Raw genomic sequence first — 21715 nt, forward strand, 5'->3', positions numbered from 1 at the left:
GATTTACAAGGAACGGAGACGAAAGAATGCAAGTAGTTAAACAGTTAGGGAGGTATTTAGGACCCTATAAATTTTTTACACTGATTGCACCTATTTTAATGGTGCTTGAGGTAACGATGGATTTAATCCAACCAACCATTATGCAACATATGATTGATACAGGAATAGCAAATGGTGACAATTCATATGTCCTTCAAATGTTCGTGTTAATGCTGATGAGTGCGGTTCTTGGACTAGTGGGGGGGATTGGGTGCTCTTTTTATAGTTCCAAGGCGGCTATTCACTTTGCCTCTGATGTCCGTCAATCATTGTATGAAAAAATAATGACGTATTCGGCAAAGGAACGTGATGCTTTCACTACAGGAAAGTTAATTACCATTTTAACAAGTGATGTGGAAAGTGTTCAACGTGCATTTATGATGACGTTACGGATTTTTGTTCGTGGCCCGCTGTTATTTATTGGGGCTGTTATTATTGTTTTTGTAACAGCTCGCGAATTATTTTCTATTTTACTAGTAATTGTACCGATTTTAATAATGGCCATGTATTTTTTTACAAAATATTCAGGTGTTTTGTATCGTAAAGTACAAGAGGTTATTGACGGGGTTAATACAAAATTACAGGAGAATTTAGCGGGGATTCGTGTGGTGAAAGCGTTTCGACGTGAAAAGCATCAGGTAGAGCAGTTCGCTATGCTCAATGACACGCTAACGAAACGTTTTATTACCGCAGAACAAATAGTAGGAATACTGGTACCGTTTACGATGTTTGTCGTCAATATTGGCATTGTTGCGGCACTTTGGCTAGGTGCCATTAAAGTGGAAACAGGTACATTGCAAGTTGGTGTTATACTTGCGTTTATAAACTATTTAACGATTATTTTAAATGGACTCATGTCTTCGAGTATGGTTCTAATGCAAATTGCTCGTGCTCTTCCTTCTGGGGAGCGTATTGTGGACGTCCTAAATAGGGAAGTGGCAGTTACAGAAGTAGCACAGCCGATTACGACGTCCATCCAAGGAATGATAGACTTCCAAAATGTAAGCTACCGCTATTATGAAAATTCGGAGGATGTCCTGAAAAACATTACATTTTCTGTACAGGTAGGGCAAACAATTGGGATAATTGGTAAAACGGGGAGTGGTAAATCAACACTAGTAAAACTATTACCACGACTAGTTGACCCGACAAGTGGAGTTATTTTACTAGATGGAAAACCATTACATCAATATGCATTGGCAACATTACGAAAACATATTGGTTTTACCTCTCAAAAGGCTTTACTATTTTCAGGGACAATTGAAAAAAATATACGTTTTGGGAAGGAGGAAGCGACACAACAGGAATTACAGCTGGCACTTGATGCAGCTTGTGCAACTGAATTTGTTGCGAAACTTGAACAAGGGCCAGCACATGAATTGTCACAAGGGGCAACGAACTTATCTGGCGGTCAAAAACAGCGCTTAGCACTAACCCGCGCATTTGTAAGACGACCAGCTATCCTTGTCTTAGATGATACAACGTCCGCTCTAGATAGCGCATCTGAAAAGCAAGTACAGCAGGCGATTAACGAGCAATTTCAAGAGACAACAACATTTATTGTTGCATCTAAAATTACTTCCATTCAACAGGCGGATTTAATTTTAGTGTTAGAAGATGGCGAAATTGTTGGGCAAGGAACGCATCAGCATTTATTACAAAATAATAAGCCGTACAAAGCAATCTATGCTTCTCAGCAAAAGGCTGGTGAACGACAATGAGTCAAAGTCAACCAAAGCAAATAAATTTTGGACGTGGACCACGAATAGGCGGACCAACAGAAAAAGCTCAAAATCAAAAAACAACGCTCTTACGTTTATGGCACTATATCAAACAACAAAAAGTGGGATTGTACTTCTCGGTATTTTTCGTCATCGCTTCGACATTTTTAAGCTTAGCTGGTCCATATCTAATCGGTCATATTGTGGATGACTATATTATGAAAAAGCAAGTAGCAGGGGCAATTCGACTTGGTATTGTTCTTGCCTGTATTTTTACTGTAGCATCCCTTTTTACTTGGTTACAAACGTATGTCATGATTCATGTCGCGATGAAAACGATTCGCACATTACGGCTTGAACTTTTAAAAAAACTGCAAACATTAACAGTGAAGTTTTTTGATCAACACGCACTTGGTGATTTAATGAGCCGTGTGACCAATGATATTGATAATTTGAATACAGCGTTAGCACAGAGCGTGACACAAATCGTATCGTCGATTTTAACAGTCATCGGAGTAAGCATCGCGATGTTTGCCTTGAGCTGGCAATTGGCTATCGTCACGCTCATTATTATCCCTTTGATTGTTTTCACAACTAAACAAATTGTCAAGCGTAGCAGTAAAAACTATGCAGCTCGTCAACGTGATTTAGGAAAGCTGAATGGAACGATTGAGGAAATGATAACAGGTGCAGAGGTCGTGACACTTTTTGGTAAGGAGCAGCAAGCAATCGAAACTTTTCAATTACAAAATAACAACCTTCGAAATTCAGCACAACGCGCTGAAATAACGTCCGGCTTACTAGGGCCAATCAACAACTTTATGAATAACTTGGGGCTAGCAGTTGTCATTGGTACAGGGGCATTTTTGGCTGTGAAGGGGCTCGTGACTGTCGGCATTATTGCGGCATTTGTCACATACACGCGTCAATTTTTCCGTCCGCTTAATCAGCTATCGAACTTATTAAATACGTTTCAATCAGCGATTGCAGGGGCAGAACGAGTTTTTGAAATTTTAGATGAACCTTCAGAAGTGGCAGATAAACCACAGGCAATTGATTGTCACAGTTTGAAGGGGGATGTAGCATTCCAACAAGTATCTTTCAGCTATTTGCCAAATCAGCCGATACTAAAAAATATTACTTTCCAAGCCAAGGCAGGAGAAACAATTGCACTAGTGGGTCCTACAGGCTCTGGTAAAACGACAATTATTAATTTGCTGACTCGTTTTTATGATGTGGATGCAGGTGAGATTCTTATTGATGGCCTCAATATTGAGGAGTATAAAATGGCCACGATTCGAAAGCGCGTTGGTGTAGTATTACAAGATACCTATTTATTCACGGGCACTATTCGTGAAAATATTCGCTTTGGTAAGCTCGATGCGACGGATGCAGAGGTTGAAGAAGCGGCTAAAATTGCTAATGCACATAATTTTATTAAATACTTACCAGCACAATACGATACTGTAGTACAAGCAGGGGGAGCTAATTTAAGCCAAGGGCAAAGACAACTCCTAGCGATTGCTCGCGCTATTTTAGAAAATGCTGATATTTTAATTTTGGATGAAGCCACATCTAGCGTTGATACGCAAACAGAGGTGGATATTCAAAAAGGATTACAACGTTTAATGCAAGGACGCACAAGTTTTGTGATTGCACACCGTTTGAAAACGATAGAAAATGCCAATCAAATTTTCGTTATTCAACAAGGCGAAATTGTTGAACAAGGTAACCATCAACAACTGATGCAACAACAAGGAATTTACAACAACCTCCAGCAAAAACTACTGTTAGAACAAGAACAGCCAAGTGTCTAACCCCTTTTAAATTTCCTATGAAAAAATTAATATATTCATTTACAGAACCCTTCATCTTAAGCGCACTGAATAAGATGGAGGGTTCAATTTTTGACAAGTAGTCGCATATAGATGGTAAAGAAAATGGATACGGCTACGTCTTAGGTCTTAGACGAAGTTAAAGCCAAGGGTCGTTTTCATATAGCGAGAATCAGATAAAATGAAATGAATGGGATATGAAAAAGTAGGAGGAAATAATGTGAAAAAAATATTGGTTTTAGCTTTCATGATGTGTGGCTCGTTGCTCGTTTTAAGTGGTTGTTTTTCTGTGATTCCAGAGAAGGAAAAAGAAGATACCTTTCAGGTGAAAAAGGATGATGCGCAAAAATTAGATGTTGAAATAAATCTAGGTGTTGGGGAAATGACGGTTTCAAAAGGTGCGAAAGAATGGTTAGAGGGAAATGCCCAGTATAATATTAATAAATTAGCACCAGAAGTGAAGTATAAACTACGTGGCAATACAGGTGAAATTGAGATTGATCATAAAGGCTCTAGTAAAGTGAAGATTGGTAATACAAAAAATTTATGGGATGTCCAATTAAATGAAGATATTCCAATGGACCTTTCGATAGAGACAGGTGCATCAAAAGCAATGCTTGATTTACGAGGTCTGAAACTTGAAAAATTAGATATTGAAACAGGGGTAGGGGACCTAAATGTTGACTTAGGTGGCGATTGGAAAAAAAGCTTCAAAACAAATATTGAAACGGGTGTTGGGCAAACTACGGTCATTTTACCATCAGAAGTCGGTGTAAAAATAACGACCGAAAAAGGCATTGGTTCGATGAATCTAGAAGGCTTTATTGCAAAAGGTAAAGGGGTATTTGTTAATGAGGCGTATGAAAAGGCAGATATATTGCTTGAGGTGAACTCAGAGTTAGGCGTAGGCGACGTTACATTCAAACTAGATAAGTAACTACCTACTACAATACAATCAATTTAAGCGTCAAATACAACAGGTGAATTGTATTTGACGCTTATTTTATGTTAGCTTAAAGAAAGCAAGCGTAATTGAAGGAGCGAACGAATTGAGAATTTTTACATATAAACAACCTGTAACGATTGAATCGACGAAAGTAGTTCAAATAGTGAATGAGGAAGGAAACGTCTCATCAACTGTCCAGCGGATTTACTCCAATGGATTGAAAAAAGCTTTTGACCGTACGATGGATTATCGATATTTTGTACAATTTGATGTCAGCACAGTGGACGGACAATGTCTTTTCTCCTGTAAAAAAGTATCACGACGTGGGCGTGTACATTTCAAAGGCAAGGACTTTGTAACAGGAAAAGACTATATGATTGCCTATGACGGCTGGCAAATCATGATTCCAGATTTAATCATAACAGATGGTCAACAAAAAATAATGCTGAATAAGGAGATGGAAGGCTGGTCTGTGTTTACGTTGGATGAACAGCCAATTGCACGCTGGCAAGCGGTTTATCAAGAAACACATTTTGATATTACACTGGAGATAGAAGCAACGAGCCCGATTCAACATGAAGCATTTTTTATTGCCATAGGACAGGCTGTCTTATTTGTCGGAGCATAGTGTGAAAAGCACCTTTCATGAATGAGAGGTGTTTTTTTTGATGACATCAACTTCATCGTTATTGCACTATTACAATGTTAATTATAGTAAAATTAACTAAGAAGTTTCCAACTTACAATCATTGTTTGAAATTGATATTTCGAGGAGAGAGTGGGATGAAGAAAAAGCCGATTTACGTTGAAATTGATATACAAGCACCGATTGAGGATGCTTGGCATTATACGCAAAACCCAAAGTTGCATGAACAGTGGGATTTACGCTTTACATCCATTACATATAAAGAAAAAGAAGAGCTTTCAGAACTGCAACGCTTTACTTATGAAACAAAAGTGATGCCTGGTGTAACAGTGAGTGGGTGGGGAGAAAGTAAAGGGGAACATTTGACGAAAGATGGCGTTAAAATATCTTCTTTGCATTTTGGGACGCCACAAAAAATATCACCAATTGCAGAGGGTAAAGGGTATTGGAAGTATATTCCGAAGAAACAAGCGTTAACTTTTTTAACGCAATATGATTATGAAGTGCGCTACGGCAAATTAGGTTTGCTATTTGACTTGGTATTTCGTCCATTAATGGGATGGGCAACAGCACTTAGTTTTGATGTTTTGAAAAGGTGGCTAGAGAAGGGAGAAAATCCATCTGCGCAATATCGACGCTTTTTTCTAACACTGCTTATTAGCGCATTATTTTGCTTCGTTTGGTTGTATCATGGACTAATACCTAAAGTACTGTTCCAACATCCTCTGGAAGTGATGATGGTAGAACATTCGTTGACACAGGTGAATACTGCTAATGACCGCAATGTAGCAAATGCAACTTCACTCGTTTATTGGATTGGTGTGGCAGAGGTATTATTTGCACTTTGCTGGTTAGTACCTAGAGGGAAGCGGTTGCTCTTTGGGCTGCAAATCATGTTATTCCCACTCTTAACGCTTGGTGCTGTGTTAGTAGATAGTGATATTGCAATAGCCCCATTCAACCCAGTCACATTAAATGGCGCATTATGGGTCTTATCCATTATAGGATTTGTACTTAGTAAAGATTTACCGAGTGCGGCAAGTTGTAAACGAAAGCGAGGGAAAAAAGATTGACCATCTATCAAACGTTATTAGGGGAGGACTTTAAAAGACTCCATCCAAAACTACAACAGCGCTATGCATTGCCAGTAGGTCAAACGTTTAATGCGCAAGGCGTGATACATGATATACAATCAGGAGCAAAATGGATGCGTCCCTTTTATGTGATGGCTGCCAAGTTTAGGTTTTTATTTCCTGAGTCAGGAAAGGATATCCCCTTTACTATCAGTAATACATGTCGACAAATGCCCAATGGAGAATTGGAGGTTATATGGGAACGTTCCTTTTATTTTAATCGCAAGACAAGGCATTTTGATGCGAGGATGACGGTTGATCCAATTAAAAAAATTGTCAAAGATTACTTAGGCGCACCAGCTCTTTTTTATTCAGATTTATTGTTTTCAGTGACAAGAGAAGGGAAATTACTTATTCGTTCAGGGCCACAACGATTTGTTATGTCTAGACTAGAATGGGCGATACCGCAACAGCTAGAAGGGCGCGTTATTGTCGAGGAAGGCTATGATGAGTACAGAGAAGTTTTTACAATTCACGTATCGATTTATAATCCGCTTATTGGGAGGTTAATGATGTATGCTGGGGAATTTACGCAAAAATCTCTTTAGTCCCGTGTTATTAATAGGTTGGGTACTTATGCTGTGTTGCTATCTGTTTAGCATGCAACCACATTATTTACTATTACTTACTTTTGCGCAACTTGTATTCGTCCCTGCAATGCTAAAAATGGTCGTTTCTTTCAATAAAATAGGTCATATCATTATCATCGCTATGATGCTTGTTGTAACGATTTTACACTTTTCTATTAATCGTGAGTTAGCGATTGTCTTAGCGGGTTTATATGTTGTCTATACAGCTTATATTGCATACCAAGGTGTGACGCGCTTTTTACAGCGAGGTTTTACGAACATTGCTGAAATCGCTATCGATATTGGACTCCTCTATTTATTTATTGGAGGTCTATGGTTCTTTGCCTTTATAGCAGAAATAGATACAGGATTTTCATCGTTAATTACATGGTTAACTGCAATCCATTTTCACTATTCAGCTTGTCTATTTGCAATATCATTTGGTTTATTTGGACGTTTCCATACAAGCAAATGGTACAATGCAGTCGTCATAATCTTACTAACAGGACCATTGTTAGTTGCAATTGGAATTACGTTTTCGACAGTCATTGAAATTGTATCAGTGGCACTTTATATATTTGCCATCTACTGCTTGTTTACACTGTCCTTGAAAACAACTCTGCCTAAGAGACAGGGAGCACTATTGCGAATTTCTTACGGCTCATTATGTTTGACAATTTTAGGATCTTTTCTTTATGTTATTGGCAATTTTACTGGCACGTCGATTATAAGTATTCCCGATATGTTAACCTATCATGGTTTAGTGAATTGTCTGTTGTTTGGATTGATGGGGGTAATCGCGTGGGGGATGGACGTCCCAAAATCTTCCCATCAGCCGTTTACGTTTCCGGTGAGTCGAATACGGGGGAAACTACAGCCTTTGGAAGAGCCGCATACCGGTTTAGTTGATGTACTGCAAGATTTTGTAGATACAAGGAAACTTCCGCAAATTATTCCACATTTTTATGAGCAAACGACTAATTATCGTCTAACTGCTTCGGTACAATGGCGATGTTGGTTTAAACCATTTGCATTCATCTATCAAGGCATTAGCCGTTGGATGCAACAGCTTAATTTGCCGCTATCCAGTCGACCAGTGGAGATGAATGGCGTTATTATGAAAGTAGATGAACGACAGGATGGTCGCCTTGCTCCGCGTGCTTGGATTCGTAAAATATACGAGCAGACGATATTCGTAGCCATTTACTCACAACATACGACCAATCAAACAACGTATATGAATATTGCTTTACCATTACCTTTTTCAACTATGATAGGTATTTTATATGTATATGAGCAAGACGGAAAATTACATATAACAAGCTCTAAAACTGGGGAAGCAGGTATCTATTTAGCATTCAAACAAAATATATTGAGACTACCTTTGAATGAGCATTTTACGATTACGGCGAAAAATGATACAACTTTAACGGCGATACATACGATGCGCATTTTTGGATTGTCTTTTTTACGAATAGATTATCAAATTGAACAAATATAATTACGTTATTCTACAATAATAAAAAATAAGCTGAAGAAAGAGAAGAAGTGTTAGATTGACGAATGTCGATTTAACACTTTTTTGCTGTAAGTACTATTATCTACTACTGAGAGCAGTTGCATAATTAGTTTCGTTTTCTACCATTCAATTTACATGTTAATAGTATAGAGAAAATATACTATCAACTTAGCTCCCTTTTGTGAATTTTAGATTCAAGTCCCGAAAAAATTGAATTTTTTAACTAGAATAAGCAAACTAAATAAGCGAAAAGTCTTATTTATGGATTTTTCTTTTTTGTAAAAATCATAATCCAATAGAAGGAAAAATGATGTTGAAAATCAAAAGGATGCTAAAAAACACAAAGAAACCTCTGTTTTATTCAACTAATTATAAGAAAAAATATTATTTCATCCTAAACCTTTTTAAAAATGGTAGATTACTAATATTAAGCAATACAGTTAAATTATTTATCGATTGCCTGTTATTTTTTAGAGAAGAAATAGAATACTCGAAGGAGATTGCCAAAAAATTGATAATAAGAAGGAGAAATTGACAAATGAATTTTAAATCGATTAGCAAAAGGATTGTATTTTCATTTAGTATTGTTGTTGCCGTTATTGTTTTATATATTGGTTTCAATTTTTATGAAATCGCACAAAGTAACCAAGCGACAGAACAAATTGTGGATGAGGAGTTGCAATTATTAATTGCTGATTATGAGTTAGCATCTACTATTGGTTTAAGAATTGCTGCAGCAAGGGGCTATGTATTATCTGGCAATGAAAAATATAAAACAATTTATGATGAAAATGTAGAACGAGCGCTTGCCAATGAAAAAATACGTCTAGCTATTGCTGAATCAGCAGAATTTACCAAGTATGCTGAAATGGCAAAAGAATGGAGTAGCTATGTTCAAAACGATGTTTTTGAAATATACGATCAAGGAAATAAGGAATTAGCCATACATAATTTAGCTGCAATGGATGAAAAAGCGACGGAAATTCGTGAGGGATATGAGGCATTAGCAGCACAACGGAAACAATCAATAAATGCTGTAGGAGATACACTTATTACTGATGGGGAGCGTAAGCAAACTATAAGTATTATTGTAGGAATAAGCATTGCCTTGATCGCCATTATTATTGCAATATTCAGCGCTCGTATTATTTCGAAGCCTATTATCTTAATTACCAATCGGATGAAGAAAATTACAGATGGGGATTTAAGTGAACCTGCACTAAATGTAACATCAAAAGATGAAATAGGGCAATTAACCGAAGCAACAAATACGATGTCCCAAATTTTAAATAATCTATTAAAACATATTCAAACGGTGTCAAATGAGGTTGCCGCCCATAGTGAGGAACTGATGCAATCTGCTACAGAAGTAAAAGAGGGGACAGAGCAAGTTGTAGATACAGTTGAAGAAATTGCAAATGGAACGGAAGTGCAAGCGAGTAATGCATCTGATGTGGCAACAAGTATGATGGATTTTTCAAGTAAAGTAACCGATGTCAATCAAAGTAGTAGAGATGTCTATCAGTTTTCTGAATCTGTGATGAAGCTAACAGAAGAAGGGAAAGGACGTATGGAAGCTTCTACACAACAAATGATGACAATTGACTATATTGTGAAAGATTCAGTTGAAAAACTAGATGAATTAAATAAACAAACACAGGAAATATCTAAAATTATTGCGGTAATTCATGATATTGCAGCGCAAACAAATTTACTGGCGTTAAATGCAGCAATTGAAGCAGCACGTGCAGGAGAGCATGGCAAAGGATTCGCAGTAGTAGCAGATGAAGTTCGAAAACTAGCAGAGCAAGTATCTTCATCTATTAGTGAAATTACAGGTATCATTCAAATAATTCAAGATGATTCAACCGTTGTGACATCCTCTCTCGAAAAAGGATATGGAGAAGTTGCAAAAGGTACAACACAAATTGTTTCGACGAATGAGACATTTAGTGAAATTGCAAATGCTGTCTATTCCATGTCATCGAGCATCGTCAATATGTCAACAAAGCTAGAAGAAGTTGTACAAAATACGATGACTATTAATAAATCAGTGGATGAAATTGCCGCTGTGTCTGAGCAGTCAGCTGCAGGTATTCAAGAAACTTCAGCAACGATAGAACAAACCGCTAGCTCAATGGACGAAATAAAAAATAGTTCAAGTCATCTAGCTGAAATGGCTGAAAACTTAAATGATCTTATTGGGAAATTTAAATTATAAATAATGTATTAAACCGATTGGATACAACACCGAAAGAAAACAACAAATTACGATAAACAAAACCAGTAAGAGGCGAATGTATCGCTTACTTGCTGGTTTTTTAATGTTCATAAGTAATTGTTGGTGAATATCTTTTAAAAATAGATTTTCCAATGGATAAACGAGGAAATGGTCATTTATTTGGTTAAAATTGAATAATCGTAAGTTCAATGGGGATATAAATAGGATGAATAGGGTGATTTATGGAGTACTTAATAAAGTACGACATGTAAACGACAGGAGGCATGAGGATGGCAATACTTGTAGTAAAAAAAGGTATAATGCATCGTTATCAAAATATCAATCAGGCGCTGCAAGACGCTGAAGTTGGAGATGCTATAGAAATTCGGGATGGTATTTATGAAGAAAGTATAGAGATTTCAAAAAGGTTAACGCTCTATGGTAAAGGGGATGTTACGATTAAAGGTGGCGTGTTTATTCGTTACCATACGCATGTGGACATCCGTAATATCCGATTTAGTCAAGGCCAAGGCATTTATGTGAAAGGGGATTTGCAGCTTGAAAACTGCATCATTGAAAAGCAACAAGTAAGTACCCAAGTCACTGTTAACTTTGGCACTTTAATGATGAAAAATGTTGATATACTGGCAGGCGCATCTAATCAATTTGGCATTCGGATAGATAATGGTTCAAGTGTTATGCTGATTGAATCGACATTACACCAGCATACGAAAGCACAAATCATTGCACAAAATAGTGAAATTTCATTGTCGAAGTGCATGTTGCTAGAGGGCACGATGAATGGAATTTTTGCCATACGAAACGTTCACATGGTCATAGAGGATTGTGAAATTCATGGGCATGAAAAAACTCAAATTGTTGCAGCATCCAGTACAATTTCTTTAGTCAACTCGCTTATTCACGAAGGAAAAGACGTAGGAATCCAAGTATTTAGTGGTTCAAAATTAACAATCAATCAATGTGAAATCAAGCACCATGCTGAAACTAATGTCGTTGTCCATGAAAGCGAACTTGTAGCGTCTGATAGTCGCATTGCGAAAAGTAATGGCAATGGACTGTATATAGGTGAAAAATCAAAGGCTGTTATCTATGATTGTCAGTTATCCGGTCATAAAAAACCACAGCTGTTTATAGAGAATAGTAAAGCCGAGATTCGAAAATGCCAGGTGACAAATGGCAGCACAACAGGTATCACTATTTTCAATGAAGCCGATGTCATGATGACAGAATGTACAATTCATCATCATACACAATTTCACGTAATTGTTGATGCAAGTGGTCTTGTTCTCGATCAATGTATCATACAGTTTGGGCAAACAGGTGGAATTTATGGAAATGATCATGCCAAAATCACAGTAAAAAATTCACGCATACAGGAATTAGAAAGTCATCATATTTATATTAATAATGCGCGTCTTTTTGCCAACAAATGTACCTTTAACCATATAGTTGGTAATGGAATTACGTGTATTGATGCCATTGTTGAAGTAGTAGACAGTCAATTCTCGCAATGTAAACAAAGTCCTTATTCTATATTTTGGTCTGATAAGTCAATGGGGCGCATCCAAAATTGTGCAATCAACGACACCGAGCGAACTTTTTTGGCAATGACCAATCAATCGCTTCTTGAACTCGTCAATAGCACCTTATCCAATGTTAAAACAGCGGCAGTTGTTCAGGAACAGAGCCAATTATATATTCGGGGACCAATGCAAGCGGGGAGGTGTCAAAAAGATGACTCCTCAAGAATTATTCATATAGACTTACAACAACCAACGAGTAAAAAAACACAACGAATTGTCGATAAATTAAGTACATGTAACGGAAGCAATGTTGAAGATTGAAAAAAGAAAAAGAGTAGTTTCAAACTTTTGAAATTACTTTTTTTATGTTTGTTACAAGTCAAATGGTAAACACGGAGGTTTCAATTATAAGAAAAGGGGTATAAACAGTAGGGTTGGAACGTTCAATACCATATATATTCCATTTTTTACTATGCTATAAAAGTGTCTTAAGTGTGTAAGATGAAAGACCTTTACGAGATAAAATACTTGAAGAGGACGAATTTTTCATGCAAAATATGGACAAAGATTCATAGAATTCGACATAAGAAGTATTGATTTGTAAGAAAATTGCCCACTTTTTTGTGCGCGATACATTATGGTGAGAAAACTTGGAATTTATTCGGAAGTAAATTTAAAATATTTGTAATATTATATCCAAAATAACAATGTTTGTTTTTGTAGAAGAAAATATTGTTAGAAAATTTAGTTTTTAGATTGCTTAATTTGTAGGTTATATCCTATAATTAGTAAAAATGGTTCATTAATAATATTGTCTGTCTGTAGTACTAGACCTTTGGATAATGTTTTTGGAATAATGAAATGTTTTTGAATTTGGAAATGGGGTGAGAAAAGATGTTTGGGCTTTCGAAAGAAGAAATTATGATGATGCTAAAGAAAGTTGAATTAGCAGATAGCCAAAAAATTGCAATAGCTGATATATTTCATCAAAATAATCTGTTAATTGAACAACAGCTAGCATTTATTATCCATCTAGTAATAGATGAGCGCGAACGAAATACGTCAAACAATACATATTTAAATTAATGTCAAGGGATTTTGTCAAAGCGATAAACGATGTGTCTTGATATTATGCATAGAACAAATTATTAAAATCACGTGAGTCAAAATGATAAGGCTTACATCACAATATATGTAAATAAAGAAGAAATCACAGTTTTTTGTTGTGGACAAAATAACTGTGATTTTTTACTATATAAAACAAAAAATGAAACTTAGAACTATTCTAAACGTATAAAAGATAAAGAAGGAGGTTGTAATAATGAAAAGATGTGAGTGGGTAAAGTTAGACGAGCCATTATATGTAGATTATCATGATAAGGAATGGGGTGTGCCGATTTATGACGATCAGCACTTATTTGAAATGATTTGTCTAGAGGGGGCACAAGCAGGTCTGAGCTGGTGGACAATTTTACAAAAGAGAGAAGGTTACCGAGAGGCCTTTGACCAATTTAATGCTGCTAAAATCGTGTCCTATACCGAAGAGAAGTTGGCTGAACTAAAAGAGGATACACGTATCGTGCGCAACAAGCTTAAAATAGCAAGTGTCGTAACAAATGCACAAGCCTTTTTACGTATCCAACAACAGCATGGTTCTTTTTCACAGTACATATGGTCATTTGTAGACAATCACCCTATTGTGAATAACTGGGAAACGATTGCTGATGTACCAGTAACAACTGAGCTAAGTGATCGAATGAGCAAACAGCTTAAAAAAGATGGTTTTAAATTTGTGGGTAGCACGATTTGTTATTCATTTATGCAGGCAGTCGGCATGGTCAATGATCATATTGTAGGTTGTGGTTGTCGACAAGAGCAATCGTTAGAACAATCTTAAATTTATAGCCTACAACAAGGGGAATAATAGATGAAATGATGGACGTGAAAAATAAGTAACTAAACTAATATTTTCTAGTAATACTATTGCAATATTTTAAATATACGATTTCACTAGACAATTAGGATGTTCTCATATATAATGGAATTAATAATAAGATTTCTTGATTTAAAATATTGAATTCACCTATTACAAAAAGTAATCGTGTTTTTCGGTACTTTTTATAATAGGTGAATTTTTTTTTGAAGAAATTGTTTATTAATTTATTTTTTGGAGGTTTTATTTATGAAACAAGGTACAGTAAAATGGTTTAACGCAGAAAAAGGTTTTGGATTTATCGAAGTTGAAGGTGAAGCAGACGTATTCGCTCACTTCTCAGCAATCCAAGGCGAAGGTTTCAAATCACTTGACGAAGGTCAAAAAGTTGAATTTGAAGTGGAAGACGGTAACCGCGGACCACAAGCTAAAAACATCGTTAAACTATAATTGAACGATCGTTTTGTAAAAAGAAGCATTCTTTAAGAATGCTTCTTTTTTTTCTTTATTTAAAATAATCATCCTATACAATTGTTATTTTTCGTTCCATGTTAAAAGCATTAATCTGTATATCATGAATACACCTAGATAAGCCCCAACAACTAAAAATAATGGATTTAAAAAAACGGCGTGGATGGTTGTCATAAATACTGCACCGTCTTTAATAATTTGATAAATTGATGTGGATGCAATACTACCAAAAATTATCAGCGCTAGCACAGCCAAAACATTCCATAGCAGGCGAGCACGGTCACTTTTGTATTGTAGCAATAGCATGATAGCAGGGACAACGATGCTCGATAAGATGATGAACAGTTTCAACTTAAATCACTTCCTTTCCTTAATTATGACCATGACTTTTAAATCATAATCAATGGCAGAAAGTAAAGCATGCTGTAGTGTGACATCGCTAATAAAAAGAACGTGTAAAAAAATTAACAATGGGGTAATAAAAAATATAGCCAGTAATATGGCAATCAAGAATAGGGAAGAGAAATTATTGAATGATAAAAGCTTTCTATGATGTTCAGCTTTTTTTAAACATATAATGATATGATTTAAGTACATATCCTGTTAAGGAAAAAAATTAAAAATTTAGGAGGGATTATCATCAAAGATCATCGTGTAGTATACACAAAGAAAACGAAGGGGGAAGGACGGAAAATGGAAAAGAAAACTGTAGTTAAAAATGGAATAGGATTTGGTTCAGTTCTAGCCATTACAATCTCTTGGAGTGTCCATCATTCTATACTATGGGCAATTATTCACGGATGCTTTAGTTGGCTATATGTACTTTATTATGTGATGACAAGATAAAGAGATTTAAGAAGTTGTACATAAGGCTGCGGATGATTAGTTTTAACATATCCTTCGCAGTTTTAGCATACATAACTAAGTGTTACTTTTACGATTAATGACACTACTCATTGTTTACTGTAAATGAAAGTTCTTTGAAAGAAAGGTTGATAGGATGACACATCAAGTTACCGCTAAGAGCAATATAGATTATGGTGCTACAGGCATCGATGAAATATTGCAAAATGTAGCATATATTTTATCTACATTTGTTATGTCTTACCCGGATAAGAGAGGACGGGACAGAAAAAAAGAGCTTGAAGTCCCTTTTCATTTTGCAAAGAAACGTAATACCGCACGTATCATTGATAGTATTCAACGATTTGAGCCTCGAGCAGTCATTATTGATGTGGACTATGTAGGAGATGTATCGAAAGGAAAGATCGAACCAGTAGTAAAAGTAATTGTTAATGGATAATTAGTTTGTATAAGAATAGCTTGTAACAGTCCACCATCCTTCGTAGTAAAAAAACCTGCTTGACTATTTCGGAGAATTTTGGAAGTCGCAGCAGACGGTATTCACGTATACTGAAAGTCATCCGTAAATAGCAAGCAGATTCTTTTATAAAGCTTAGGTTTGTTTACACAGTTGCAATTCGTCTAAGTGCGTCAATTTTTTTGCAGTCGACAATAATAGGTGCATTTGCTGCTCCAGCTTCAACAAAATAAGCACAACAATTACACGTATCTAATTTTAAGAAAATAACACCAAGGAAGCTACCGCCACTTGATAAATAAAGATCTACTGTAGTTCCTAATTCAAATCTTCGTAATAAATGACAAATACAGCCTTCACAGTGGTGATGATCGTCTTTGTCCTCATCTCTGTCATCTTTCCAACAAGATTTTTCTTCACAAGCACAATAATTGTGTTTCCAGTCTTCATGTTTTCGGCAACAAGATTTTCCTTTATGATCATGTTTGCATTTTTTTTCGACTTCGCAATAATATCGATCTTCTTGTTTATCACATGTATCTTTTTTGTAATGATTCCAATTCATATGTTTACAATATCTATTATCTGTCATTTTGAAATCTCCCTTTTGTTAGTTTGTTTGTGTAATGCGCGCGCTAGCCTTACATTTATAATCTATGAATTGAAATGATATTGACTTGGTAATATGTCCCTTAATAGAGTTAAAAATTAAAATCATTTTGAAAAAACAAACCTGTATGTATACCTATTGGATACAAATGATAGAAAGAAATAAGATTTGAGTAAAGAAAAAGAAGGTCAAAGAGCATAACGGTGTTGCCTTCCTTTCCTTTTGCGACAAAGAAGCTCTTTCCAGTGATGCGTCAGTGCCCAAAAACGTATTTTTTGTGAAAAAAGGAGAGCAGGAGAAAATGCATAAAAGTTTTATAAAAGGTATTTGTATAGTGATGGCATTACTTATATTTGTAACAATTTATTTGAAATACCAGCCGACTACATCTGTACAATTAACTCAAAATAATTCTTCTCAATATGCATCTGAAGAAATAGCGCAAAAGTTACAACGCACGCAATTAACAAAAAAAATAATTATAGCGCTAAGGGATGAAGGCTATCATCCAGATAGCACGATTGAATATTTAATCGACTCATCGGACAATCAAATTATCACAATAAGTTTACATAATTTAGAGAAAATCGATAACCGAACGGAGAGCAAAATCCAAAAAATAGTAAATAACATTGCAAAAAAGAATAACTTTAATTTGTTTATTGTGGATGTCCAGCTTACTGATCGAAATTGACGATTTTTGTACATGAATCCTAGTCTATTAGAAGATAATAAATAGTTAGTAATAACTACAAAAGGTTGAAAATTATTGGAAAATTATTATAGTATGTACTCCTCTTTATTGGTATATTTAGTATGTTAAAAGAAGAATTGGGAGGATTTAGTGATGAAGAAGTTTTTAATCATGGCTGTACTGTCGTTAGTAGCAATTATGGCAGCCGCATGTGGTAGTGAAGTTAGCAAAGGAGGTAGCACTCCTATCCCAAGTAACGAAGCAAAGAAGGAAGAAGCTTCAGCAGATAAGGAATCAGAAGAAAAAGAAGAAGTTAAAAACGATCAGACTGAGAAAGAAGCAGCTGCTCCAGTCGTTAATTATGCAAGAAACTATTTAGAAGATGTACCATTTTTCACAGAAGATCAACTAACATTAGAAAAGCAATCATATAATTTTATTTCAACGAATGCAGATTTATTCCCTGCTTTATCGAAAGAAGCAATTCAAAAAACAAAAAAGCTTGCGGATGATAAAATCACTTCCAAGCATTTAAATAAAAATATTAAACCGTATCTAGAGAAAATGGTTACTTTTGCAGGCGATATCATCCAAATAGAGGAAGATACATTAGAGGATGGTACACCAGTGTCACTTATTTTAATTGAAGATATGGACTTTAATGCGATTTATGCCATTGGCTATCAATCAACAGAATTCCTTGAAGGGGATTTTGTGGAAATTTGGGGTTTACCTTTAGGTCAATATAGTTATGAAAACATAGATGGCGGTACTACATTAGCTCAGGCTATTGCAACGTCTCATATAGAATAAAAAATATAAGGACACTCTCGAAGGAGATGTGTCCTTTTAGCATGCATCAAAAATTAATTTAATCTATGATATAATCGCAAAGAAAGAGGTGATTTTCCTGAATATTTTAGTTTTAGGTGCAACTGGCCGTGTAGGCAGTCATATCGTTTCCCTTGCACTAAACGATGGTCATCAAGTAATCGCATTAGTACGTACACCAAGTAAAATGATAATAGCGAATGAGAATTTACAAGTTAAACTAGGTAATGTCTTAAATAAAAACGACCTCATATCAGTTATGGCAGATGTAGATGTCGTTATTAGCGCATTAAATACGGATGGGTCAAACACGTTAACAGCAAGTTTACCACTCATTCTCGATGCAATGGCAAGTAAAAAAGTGAACCGAATTATAACAGTCGGGACAGCTGGAATTTTACAAAGTCGTCTAACGCCTAATTTACTTCGATATCAATCCAGTGAATCAAAACGAAAGTCAACGTTTGCAGCACAAGAACATCACAATGCCTTTAAATTATTAGCGCAATCAACTATGGATTGGACAATCGTTTGTCCTACATATTTACCAGATGGACGTTATACAGGTAAATATCGCGTAGAGCGGGATTTACTTCCAGAAGGTGGAAATGAAATATCTGTGGCAGACACTGCACAATTTACTTACCAACAAATTCAATGTTCTGAATACGTGAAGTCTCGAGTAGGAATCGCCTATTAATAGATTATTTGCACACACTTATTTTAACGATGGTATTAGTTAAAATGAGTGTGTTTTTCCGTCATCGAAGGATCTACAGCTTTACGTCATTTTAATAAAAAAAGCTGTAGCAACAGTTTGCTACAGCAAATGAATAATTAGGGAGATTCATGGCTTAAATTTTATTGTGGCACATAACTTGTTTTTTTATACTACATATGGCAGTTAATAATTCAAATTTAAAAGCATTTTTTAATCATTTCCACAAATAATAAAGTACTAAATAATTTTTTTGGGAAGTGAAGTTGTTGAAGAAATTAATGCTATATATTGTGCCTTTTTGTATTTTAGCGGCCTCCATTTTTTTTGTAAGTGAACGTTTCTCTGCTGATAAAGGAAGAAAATATTATGAACAGGCAGGGCAAATATTATGGGAAATTAAAACAAATGAAAAAATAATTGCATTGACCTTTGACGATGGCCCTCATAAAAAATATACACCTGAAATATTAGATGTTCTAGACAAGTACAATGCAAAATCCACATTTTTTATAGTCGGTGAAAATGCAGAAAAAAACCCAGCAGTTATTCAAAGAATGTATGAAGAAGGCCATGAATTAGCCATTCACACATATACACATCCTTTAAGAACGACTATCCCTAATCTATTGAAGGAAATTAAACAAACACATGAAACAATTTACGGTATTAGTGGATATTCTCCAACTTTATTCCGTCCAGTGGAAGGGCAATATACAGACGGGATGATTGATGCAGTTGCAAAAGAAGGATACAAAGTAGTGATGTGGTCTTGGCACCAAGATACAATGGACTGGAAAAGCCCTGGTGTTAATAAAATTGTCAACACTGTGTTGAAAGGGGCTAAGGAAGGCAATATTGTTCTTTTTCATGATGGGGGCGGAGATCGAGGTCAAACGGTTAAAGCGCTCGAAAAAATTTTACCTGAACTGGAAAAGCAGGGATATAAATTTGTCACGGTTTCGGAATTACTTGAAGTGCAAAAAGCAACGAATAAAATGGAAAACAATAAGAAATAATAGGCTGCTTAGGTTAAAATAACTTCGATAAGTGCAAATTAAATGGGCACTTATCGAGGTTTTTTAGCGTATTCCGCTAGTTATTATTTGAGCCTGACCATCATCAATAGCATTCAAATCAAGCGAATAAGTACGACATCAAATAAAAAAGAAGAGCACAATAGTGTGCCCTCCCATTTCTAACGACGATGTTCTACAAGGTCAATTGCACCTAACACAATATGTGCTAAACCAAATCCAAAGACTGTATGGGCAATCATTTTGTTAGAACCGCTTTTTTGCTTTAATGCATATCCAGCAGCCGTAACAGCAGAACCTAAAATAGTTGGGATTAAACCTTCTCGAATTGAATTCATCAAAATCCCTCCATCGTAGTTAATTTGGTGTCATCACACCATTTATACTATTTGCGAATATGCGCAATACTATACTTGTCCAAATTTACTCTAATGAAGTGAATTTTTGTATAGAAAGGCGAAACACAGTAGGAAATCCAAGTACTTTCTCTTTTTTAAGCATGAAAAAATGGGTCACTTGGGGGAAGTGACCCAAAGGGGTTAATAGGAGTGTAAAGCTGGCATCATGCATGCCATTGCTTTGTATAACATTTTTTATAAGAAAGCAGTACCGACAATAATTAAGAGAATAAAGAGTACAACAATAAGCGTAAACGTAGAGCCATTGCCGCCACCATAGTAATAGTCACCGCCGTAGTTATATCCACCACAATAATTATTGTTCCAGCTTCCTACATTTCCGTAGTATCCCATGAAACATACCTCCTTTCCTTCCTTCAATTTATAATATGTTCCCTGTTGAAATGCGGAGGGGTATTTATCCCAATTCAAGCCCATCTGTTTTAGAAATGTTTTTTATAAAAAAATGTGTAAAGTTTTTCATTACAAAAAGCTGCAGCGTATAAAAACGCTACAGCTTTGAATTGGTTACCTGTTTGGTTTGTCAGTAAGAGCATTATAACATACTTTTTAAACTGCAGTATAGCAATTCTAATTCACTACATTAATTTTTGCTAATATGTATAAGGAGTTACTCCCACTACAATTTTATCACGGTCTTTAAATGTTCTTTCTGTTCAAAATACATAGTAGCTTAAACACTTATAATTCATTTTAAACAAACCCAATATTTGCGAAAAAGCATAGACAATTTTATGTTTCCCCTAATGTCTTAGCCCACTTTAGATAATTGTAGAAAGCATATGGTTGTGCCAAAAAGTACAAAGAATGATAGGTACTGGTTAGAAGCTTGAGGGAGATTAATTTACGAAAAGTTAGTTCTTTCTGTATTTTTGTTAACCTCCATAGGTCTAGGAATTGAATATGCTAGAAATGAAGGCAGGGATTGAAGAAATCCAAAAAGTACTTTATGAAAAATAAAGTAGTTTTTTTATGTCTTCAGCTATCACCTGTGTGGGGGGCTAATATAGAGGAAAGTAGGTGATGATATGGAAACAAATACATTTTGGTCTTCACTTATAGGAGGTATGACCGCATTAATCGTATATCTAATTGGCGGTGTGGATGAATTGGTGACATCTTTAACAATATTAATGGCAATCGACTTAACATTAGGTGTAATGGTTGGTTGGATCATCAAAGATATAGATTCTCGTAAAACGTTTAAAGGTCTTCTGAAAAAGACAGCCATGATTTTAATGGTTATCGCAGCAGTTCAGTTGGACAATGCGACAGAAAGCGGCAACTTTATGCGTAACGCCATGATTTTGTTTTTAATTGGGATGGAAGGTATAAGTATAATCGAAAACTTAGGTAAGTTGGGCATTCGTGTTCCAAAGTTTTTAGCAAATGCTTTTGCACAGTTGAAAAAGGATAATGACGATAAAAAGGATGATGAGCAGTAGATTGTAGTTAAAAGTCTCGTGACTTAATGGATACTTTTTAATGTCTTATAAGGATATTACATT

Annotated in this window: 22 protein-coding genes; 18 read left to right on the forward strand and 4 right to left on the reverse strand. The window is 35.6% G+C overall.

From position 1 onward, the window contains the following. Positions 1-26: 26 nt before the first annotated feature. From FC748_RS04640 to FC748_RS04695, 12 genes are all read left to right on the forward strand, one after another. A complete protein-coding gene (locus FC748_RS04640) occupies positions 27-1760 on the forward strand; it encodes an ABC transporter ATP-binding protein (RefSeq protein WP_108030126.1) in 1734 nt (577 codons plus the stop codon). Next, entirely contained in the window at positions 1757-3577 is a 1821-nt protein-coding gene (locus FC748_RS04645; RefSeq protein ID WP_108030127.1) for an ABC transporter ATP-binding protein, read from the forward strand. Before FC748_RS04640 ends, FC748_RS04645 begins: the two co-directional genes overlap by 4 nt. Before the next feature lie 238 nt (positions 3578-3815). Then, entirely contained in the window at positions 3816-4532 is a 717-nt protein-coding gene (locus FC748_RS04650; RefSeq protein WP_108030128.1) for a toast rack family protein, read from the forward strand. A gap of 112 nt (positions 4533-4644) precedes the next feature. Further along, positions 4645-5169, forward strand: coding sequence for a tubby C-terminal domain-like protein (locus FC748_RS04655; RefSeq protein ID WP_108030129.1), 525 nt, complete (start codon positions 4645-4647; stop codon positions 5167-5169). 155 nt (positions 5170-5324) lie between these two features. Further along, a complete protein-coding gene (locus FC748_RS04660; protein WP_108030130.1) occupies positions 5325-6260 on the forward strand; it encodes a DoxX-like family protein in 936 nt (311 codons plus the stop codon). Further along, a complete protein-coding gene (locus FC748_RS04665; protein ID WP_108030131.1) occupies positions 6257-6868 on the forward strand; it encodes a DUF4166 domain-containing protein in 612 nt (203 codons plus the stop codon). The genes FC748_RS04660 and FC748_RS04665 overlap by 4 nt, the downstream gene beginning before the upstream one ends. Then, a complete protein-coding gene (locus FC748_RS04670; RefSeq protein WP_108030132.1) occupies positions 6837-8390 on the forward strand; it encodes a YndJ family protein in 1554 nt (517 codons plus the stop codon). Before FC748_RS04665 ends, FC748_RS04670 begins: the two co-directional genes overlap by 32 nt. 556 nt (positions 8391-8946) lie before the next feature. Beyond that, entirely contained in the window at positions 8947-10629 is a 1683-nt protein-coding gene (locus tag FC748_RS04675; RefSeq protein ID WP_024360945.1) for a methyl-accepting chemotaxis protein, read from the forward strand. A gap of 290 nt (positions 10630-10919) precedes the next feature. Further along, the gene (locus tag FC748_RS04680) at positions 10920-12494 is read left to right on the forward strand and encodes a right-handed parallel beta-helix repeat-containing protein (RefSeq protein WP_025219792.1); all 1575 of its coding nucleotides are present in this window, start codon (positions 10920-10922) and stop codon (positions 12492-12494) included. A gap of 573 nt (positions 12495-13067) precedes the next feature. After that, a complete protein-coding gene (locus FC748_RS04685; protein WP_024360943.1) occupies positions 13068-13259 on the forward strand; it encodes a hypothetical protein in 192 nt (63 codons plus the stop codon). A 235-nt stretch (positions 13260-13494) separates the two neighbouring features. Beyond that, entirely contained in the window at positions 13495-14070 is a 576-nt protein-coding gene (locus FC748_RS04690) for a DNA-3-methyladenine glycosylase I (RefSeq protein ID WP_108030134.1), read from the forward strand. Between the two features lie 285 nt (positions 14071-14355). Then, complete coding sequence (locus FC748_RS04695; RefSeq protein ID WP_024360941.1) at positions 14356-14556, forward strand: cold-shock protein; 201 nt, start codon at positions 14356-14358, stop codon at positions 14554-14556. Positions 14557-14640: 84 nt separating this feature from the next. On the opposite strand, the gene FC748_RS04700 is transcribed toward FC748_RS04695, so the two are convergent. After that, a complete protein-coding gene (locus FC748_RS04700; protein WP_024364925.1) occupies positions 14641-14928 on the reverse strand; it encodes a hypothetical protein in 288 nt (95 codons plus the stop codon). Positions 14929-15577: 649 nt separating this feature from the next. Between FC748_RS04700 and FC748_RS04705 the strand changes: the two genes are divergently transcribed. Then, positions 15578-15880 (forward strand): hypothetical protein, encoded by a 303-nt coding sequence (locus FC748_RS04705; RefSeq protein WP_024364924.1) that lies wholly within the window; start codon positions 15578-15580, stop codon positions 15878-15880. A 163-nt stretch (positions 15881-16043) separates the two neighbouring features. Here FC748_RS04705 and FC748_RS21950 read toward each other — a convergent pair whose 3' ends face one another. Next, complete coding sequence (locus FC748_RS21950; RefSeq protein WP_167492624.1) at positions 16044-16490, reverse strand: hypothetical protein; 447 nt, start codon at positions 16488-16490, stop codon at positions 16044-16046. A 319-nt stretch (positions 16491-16809) separates the two neighbouring features. Here FC748_RS21950 and FC748_RS04715 point away from each other — a divergent pair, with 319 nt between their 5' ends. From FC748_RS04715 to FC748_RS04730, 4 genes are all read left to right on the forward strand, one after another. Further along, positions 16810-17202, forward strand: a complete 393-nt coding sequence (locus FC748_RS04715; protein ID WP_025219789.1) for a hypothetical protein — start codon at positions 16810-16812, stop codon at positions 17200-17202. A 153-nt stretch (positions 17203-17355) separates the two neighbouring features. Further along, positions 17356-18015 carry a hypothetical protein gene (locus FC748_RS04720; protein WP_024364921.1) on the forward strand — a complete coding sequence of 220 codons (660 nt, stop codon included), beginning with the start codon at positions 17356-17358 and terminating at the stop codon, positions 18013-18015. 97 nt (positions 18016-18112) lie between these two features. Then, positions 18113-18733: an NAD(P)-dependent oxidoreductase gene (locus tag FC748_RS04725; protein WP_108030377.1), complete on the forward strand. Its 621-nt coding sequence runs from the start codon at positions 18113-18115 to the stop codon at positions 18731-18733. 299 nt (positions 18734-19032) lie between these two features. Further along, the gene (locus FC748_RS04730; RefSeq protein ID WP_108030378.1) at positions 19033-19770 is read left to right on the forward strand and encodes a polysaccharide deacetylase family protein; all 738 of its coding nucleotides are present in this window, start codon (positions 19033-19035) and stop codon (positions 19768-19770) included. 179 nt (positions 19771-19949) lie between these two features. Here FC748_RS04730 and FC748_RS04735 read toward each other — a convergent pair whose 3' ends face one another. Together FC748_RS04735 and FC748_RS22380 are read right to left on the reverse strand one after the other, a co-directional pair. Further along, positions 19950-20126: a hypothetical protein gene (locus tag FC748_RS04735; RefSeq protein ID WP_024364918.1), complete on the reverse strand. Its 177-nt coding sequence runs from the start codon at positions 20124-20126 to the stop codon at positions 19950-19952. 255 nt (positions 20127-20381) lie between these two features. Then, the gene (locus tag FC748_RS22380) at positions 20382-20540 is read right to left on the reverse strand and encodes a YjcZ family sporulation protein (protein WP_080653413.1); all 159 of its coding nucleotides are present in this window, start codon (positions 20538-20540) and stop codon (positions 20382-20384) included. 695 nt (positions 20541-21235) lie between these two features. Between FC748_RS22380 and FC748_RS04745 the strand changes: the two genes are divergently transcribed. Then, positions 21236-21652 (forward strand): phage holin family protein, encoded by a 417-nt coding sequence (locus FC748_RS04745; protein WP_024364917.1) that lies wholly within the window; start codon positions 21236-21238, stop codon positions 21650-21652. The last annotated feature ends 63 nt before the right edge of the window (positions 21653-21715 follow it).

Origin of the sequence: Lysinibacillus sphaericus, from assembly GCF_005217585.1 — a bacterium.
GTDB classification, from domain to species: Bacteria; Bacillota; Bacilli; order Bacillales_A; family Planococcaceae; genus Lysinibacillus; species Lysinibacillus sphaericus.

What these genes read in the sequence shown, in the direction of transcription:
- FC748_RS04675 (WP_024360945.1), top strand. Translation starts at nt 8,947, where the DNA reads ATGAATTTTAAATCGATTAGCAAAAGGATTGTATTTTCATTTAGTATT.
- FC748_RS04730 (WP_108030378.1), top strand. Translation starts at nt 19,033, where the DNA reads ATGCTATATATTGTGCCTTTTTGTATTTTAGCGGCCTCCATTTTTTTT.
- FC748_RS04640 (WP_108030126.1), top strand. Translation starts at nt 27, where the DNA reads ATGCAAGTAGTTAAACAGTTAGGGAGGTATTTAGGACCCTATAAATTT.
- FC748_RS04705 (WP_024364924.1), top strand. Translation starts at nt 15,578, where the DNA reads ATGACACATCAAGTTACCGCTAAGAGCAATATAGATTATGGTGCTACA.
- FC748_RS04680 (WP_025219792.1), top strand. Translation starts at nt 10,920, where the DNA reads ATGGCAATACTTGTAGTAAAAAAAGGTATAATGCATCGTTATCAAAAT.
- FC748_RS21950 (WP_167492624.1), bottom strand. Translation starts at nt 16,490, where the DNA reads ATGACAGATAATAGATATTGTAAACATATGAATTGGAATCATTACAAA.
- FC748_RS04690 (WP_108030134.1), top strand. Translation starts at nt 13,495, where the DNA reads ATGAAAAGATGTGAGTGGGTAAAGTTAGACGAGCCATTATATGTAGAT.
- FC748_RS22380 (WP_080653413.1), bottom strand. Translation starts at nt 20,540, where the DNA reads ATGGGATACTACGGAAATGTAGGAAGCTGGAACAATAATTATTGTGGT.
- FC748_RS04745 (WP_024364917.1), top strand. Translation starts at nt 21,236, where the DNA reads ATGGAAACAAATACATTTTGGTCTTCACTTATAGGAGGTATGACCGCA.
- FC748_RS04735 (WP_024364918.1), bottom strand. Translation starts at nt 20,126, where the DNA reads ATGAATTCAATTCGAGAAGGTTTAATCCCAACTATTTTAGGTTCTGCT.
- FC748_RS04685 (WP_024360943.1), top strand. Translation starts at nt 13,068, where the DNA reads ATGTTTGGGCTTTCGAAAGAAGAAATTATGATGATGCTAAAGAAAGTT.
- FC748_RS04695 (WP_024360941.1), top strand. Translation starts at nt 14,356, where the DNA reads ATGAAACAAGGTACAGTAAAATGGTTTAACGCAGAAAAAGGTTTTGGA.
- FC748_RS04660 (WP_108030130.1), top strand. Translation starts at nt 5,325, where the DNA reads ATGAAGAAAAAGCCGATTTACGTTGAAATTGATATACAAGCACCGATT.
- FC748_RS04720 (WP_024364921.1), top strand. Translation starts at nt 17,356, where the DNA reads ATGAAGAAGTTTTTAATCATGGCTGTACTGTCGTTAGTAGCAATTATG.
- FC748_RS04715 (WP_025219789.1), top strand. Translation starts at nt 16,810, where the DNA reads ATGCATAAAAGTTTTATAAAAGGTATTTGTATAGTGATGGCATTACTT.
- FC748_RS04670 (WP_108030132.1), top strand. Translation starts at nt 6,837, where the DNA reads ATGCTGGGGAATTTACGCAAAAATCTCTTTAGTCCCGTGTTATTAATA.
- FC748_RS04645 (WP_108030127.1), top strand. Translation starts at nt 1,757, where the DNA reads ATGAGTCAAAGTCAACCAAAGCAAATAAATTTTGGACGTGGACCACGA.